The organism is Streptosporangium vulgare, from assembly GCF_042428775.1.
Classification (GTDB): domain Bacteria; phylum Actinomycetota; class Actinomycetes; order Streptosporangiales; family Streptosporangiaceae; genus Streptosporangium; species Streptosporangium vulgare.
Map to the genome: position 1 here is coordinate 1 of NZ_JBHMBS010000074.1, position 4,219 is coordinate 4,219.

General features: G+C 73.6%; 2 protein-coding genes. Both read right to left on the reverse strand.

The window, feature by feature from the left end; genetic code table 11:
• Positions 1-1,439, reverse strand: a 1,439-nt coding sequence (locus tag ACFFRH_RS43945) for a type I polyketide synthase (protein WP_386164108.1), incomplete at its 3' end; no start/stop codon positions are given.
• Positions 1,440-1,457: 18 nt separating this feature from the next.
• Positions 1,458-4,219: type I polyketide synthase (locus ACFFRH_RS43950; RefSeq protein WP_386164110.1), on the reverse strand; the 2,762-nt coding region annotated here is incomplete at its 5' end.

Sequence of the window (4,219 nt, forward strand, 5' to 3'; positions counted from 1 at the left end):
GGCCACACCACCACCCCACCGCCCTCGACAGGAGCGACGACCTCCTCCTCGACGACAGGCGCCTCCTCCACGATGACGTGCGCGTTCGTGCCACTGAACCCGAACGACGACACCCCCGCCCGCCGGGGCGCCCCGGTCTCCGGCCACGGGATCGTCTCGGTCAGCAGGGCCAGCCCCCCGTCGGCCCAGTCGACATGCGGGGTGGGGTTCTCGGCGTGGAGGGTGCGCGGGAGAGTGGCGTGCCGCAGCGCCATGACCGTCTTGATGACCCCGCCGACGCCGGAGGCGGCCAACGTGTGGCCGATGTTGGACTTCAGCGCGCCGAGCCGGAGCGGACGGCCCGCGGGCCGCTCGCGACCGTACGCGGCCATGAGGGCGCGGGCCTCCACCGGGTCACCGAGGGCGGTGCCGGTGCCGTGGGTCTCGACCGCGTCGACGTCGGCGGCGGAGAGCCCGGCGTTCGCCAGGGCCAGCCGTACGACCTGCTGCTGGGCGGTGCCGTTGGGCGCGGTCAGGCCGTTGGAGGCGCCGTCCTGGTTGAGCGCGGAGCCGCGGACCACGGCCAGCACGCGGTGGCCGTTGCGCAGGGCGTCGGACAGCCGTTCCAGGACGAGCACGCCGACGCCCTCGGCCATGCCCATGCCGTCCGCGTCCGCGGAGAAGGGCTTGCACCGCCCGTCGGGGGACAGCACGCGCTGGCGGCTGAGTTCCACGAACGCCCCGGGGGTGGACAGCACGGTGGCGCCACCGCTCAACGCGAGGGAGCAGTCGGACTGGCGGAGGGCCTGGCAGGCGAGGTGCAGTGTGACCAGCGACGTCGAGCAGGCGGTGTCGACGGTGATGGCGGGACCTTCGAGGCCGAGCGTGTAGGCGATCCGCCCGGAGGCGACGCTGGGCACGACGCCGGTCGCGAAGTGACCCTCCAGGTTCGCCGGGGCCTGCTCGAAGAGGGGGCCGTACTGGTGGTGGTTGATCCCGACGAAGACGCCGGTCTGGCTGCCCCGCAGTGAGGACGGGTCGATCCCGGCCCGTTCGAACGCCTCCCAGGAGGTCTCCAGCAGCAACCGCTGCTGTGGATCCATCGCCAGCGCCTCGCGCGGAGAGATCCCGAAGAACCCCGCGTCGAACCGGTCGGCGTCGTCCAGGAAGCCGGCGGCGCGGGCGTAGGTGCTCCCCGAGGTCGCGGGGTCCGGGTCGTACAGGGAGGCGAGGTCCCAGCCCCGGTCGGCGGGGAACTCCCCGGCGGCGTCGCGACCCGCGAGGACGAACTCCCACAGGTCCTCCGGGGACCGCACGCCACCGGGGTAGCGGCAGGCCATCGCGACGATGGCGATCGGCTCCCGGCTCCTGTCCTCGGTCTCCTTCAGCCGCCGGTTCGCCCTGCGCAGCTCGCCGGTGACGCGCTTGAGATATTCGCGCAGCCTGTCCTCGTCCGCCACCGTGATCCCTCCCGATTCCTACGCGCCGAGCTCTCGGTCGATGAGATCGAAGATCTCGTCGTCGGTCGCGGACAAAAGGTCGTCTTCTTCCTCGTCGCCCGGGGTGTCGTCGTCCGTGCCGAGTTTCGCCAGCAGGGCCGCGAGCCGTTCGGCGATGACCGAACGCTCCTCACCCGTGAGAGACGTGACCGCGGCCTCCAGGCGGTCGAGCTCGGCGTGCGGGGACGGTTCGGCGCCGACGAGCAGCGACCGCATGTGCCCGGCCAGCGCGGCCGGGTTGGCGTGCTCGAACACCACGGTGACCGGCAGACGCAGGCCCGTCGCGGCGTTGAGCCGGTTGCGCAGCTCCACCGCGGTGAGCGACTCGAAGCCGAGTTCCCTGAACGCCCGGTCCGCGCCGATCTCCCGGGGCGAGGTGTGGCCCAGCGCTTCCGCGACGTGGGCGATCACCATCCGCAGCAGCTCGCGCTCCTGCTCGGCGGGCGGCAGCGCGGCCAGGCGGCGGGCGTACGTCTCGTCCGGGCCGGCGTCCGGGTCCTCGGGCCCGTCGGTGCCGTGCCGTGTGCCGGTGAGGTCGGCGACCAGGGGCCGGGGCCGGGCGGAGGCGAAGACCGGGGTGAACGTCTCCCAGTCCACGTCGGCGACCGCGGCGAAGGCCGCGCCGCCGGTCAGGACCCGGTCCAGGCGGTCCAGGGCCGTCGCGGGGTCGAGGGACGGCAGGCCCTGGCGGCGGAGCCGTTCCGCGTCCACCTGTTCGGCGAGGCGTTCGCTGTCCCAGACGCCCCAGGCGACCGAGGTCGGGCGGTGTCCGGGGCGGCCTCTGCCGTATTCGGCGTACGCGTCGAGGAAGGCGTTGGCGGCGGCGTAGGCGCCGTGGTCGCCGCTGCCCCACACCCCGGCGATCGAGGAGAAGAGGACGAACGCGTCCAGCCGGTCGTGGTCGAGCAGCTCGTCCAGGTGTGTCGCGCCGTGCACCTTGGCGGCGACGGCGTCGGCGAACTCTTCGACCGTGGTCTCCGCCAGCGAGGCCAGCCGCGCCGCGCTCGCGGCGTGCACCACCGTACGCGGGGAGTGCCCGTCCGCCCGCAGCCGGTCCAGCAGTGCCGCGACCGCGTCCCTGTCGGCGACGTCGCAGCTCACGGTCGTGACGGTGACCCCCCTCTCCGCCAGCTCGCCCGCCAGCGCGTCCGTCCCCTCCGCTCCGGCGCCACGACGGGAGGCCAGCACGATGTGCTCGGCGCCGCGTGCCGCGAGCCAGCGGGCGAGGTGCGGCGCCAGCGCGCCGGTGCCGCCGGTGACCAGCGCGGTGCCGGACGTACGGAACCTCGCGGGCGCGGTGAGCGGTGCCCTGACCAGGCGGCGGACCAGGACGCCGGTGTCGCGGATCGCGACCTGGTCCTCGTCGCCGAGCCCGGCGAGCACTCCGCAGAGCCGGTCCCAGGCGGTGTCGTCGGGCGTCTCGGGCAGGTCGGCGAGACCACCCCAGACGCGGGGCTGTTCGAGGGCGGCCACCCGGGCCAGCCCCCAGGTCTCGGCGTGGACCGGGCGCCGCACCGGGTCTCCGGAACCGGTGGACACGGCACCGGAGGTGACCGACCACAGCGGGACGGCCCACCCGGTCTCGGCCAGCGCCTGGACCAGGGTCAGCAGGCCGGCCACCCCGCCGGGCACGGCCGGGTGGTGAGCGTGGGGGGCCTCGTCGAAGGCGAGCAGGGAGAGGATGCCCGCGGGCCGGTCGCGACCGGCGAGTGTCCGCACGACCTCGTCGCGGTTCGTGGCGCCGTCCAGGACGAGGGTCACCGGCCGGGCTCCGTGCCGTTCCAGTGCCTTGGCCGCCGCCCGGACGAGACCGGGATCGTGGTGGTGGTCGCCTGCGGGGGTGACCACGAGCCAGTCGCCGGTCAGGACGCCTTCGACCGGTGTGTCCGAGGCCGGATGCCAGGCGACGTCGTATCCCCAGGTGTCCTGCGCGACGGCGGACTCGACCGGCCGCAGCCAGTAGTGCTTTCTCTGGAAGGGGTAGGTGGGCAGGTCGGCGTCCGGGTCCGGGTGCGCGTTTCCGAACGCCGGGGACCAGTCCACTTCCACCCCGTGGACGAACGCCTCGCCCAGCGACAACAGGAACCGGTCCATTCCCCCCTCGTCGCGGCGCAAAGTCCCTACCGCCGCGCCTTGGACTTCGGCGGCTTCCAGGGACTGCTCGATGCCGAGCGTCAGTACCGGGTGCGGGCTCACCTCGACGAACACCCGATGCCCCGCCTCGATCAGCCCTTGTGTCGCTTCGGCGAACCGCACCCGCTCGCGCAGGTTCCGAAACCAGTACGCGCCGTCCAACGGCTCATCCAGCCAGCGTCCACTCAGCGTGGAGAAGAACGGCACCCTCGGCACCAAAGGAGTCACCGACGCCAACGCCTCGACCAGCTCCTCGCGGATCTCCTCCATCTGCGCCGAATGCGAGGCGTAATCCACCGCGATCACCCGCGTGCGCACCCCCGCCGCCTCACACCCGGCCACAAACCCCGCCAACGCCCCCACCTCCCCCGACACCACCGTCGAGGCCGGACCGTTCTCCGCCGCCACCGACACCCCACCCCACCCCGCGACCCGCTCCTCCACCTGATCTGCCGGAAGAGCGACCGACGCCATCCCACCCCGGCCCGCCAACCCCCCCAGCAACCGGCTGCGCAACGCCACCACCCGCGCACCATCACCCAACGACAACCCCCCCGACACCACCGCCGCCGCGATCTCCCCCTGCGAATGCCCCACCACCGCGACCG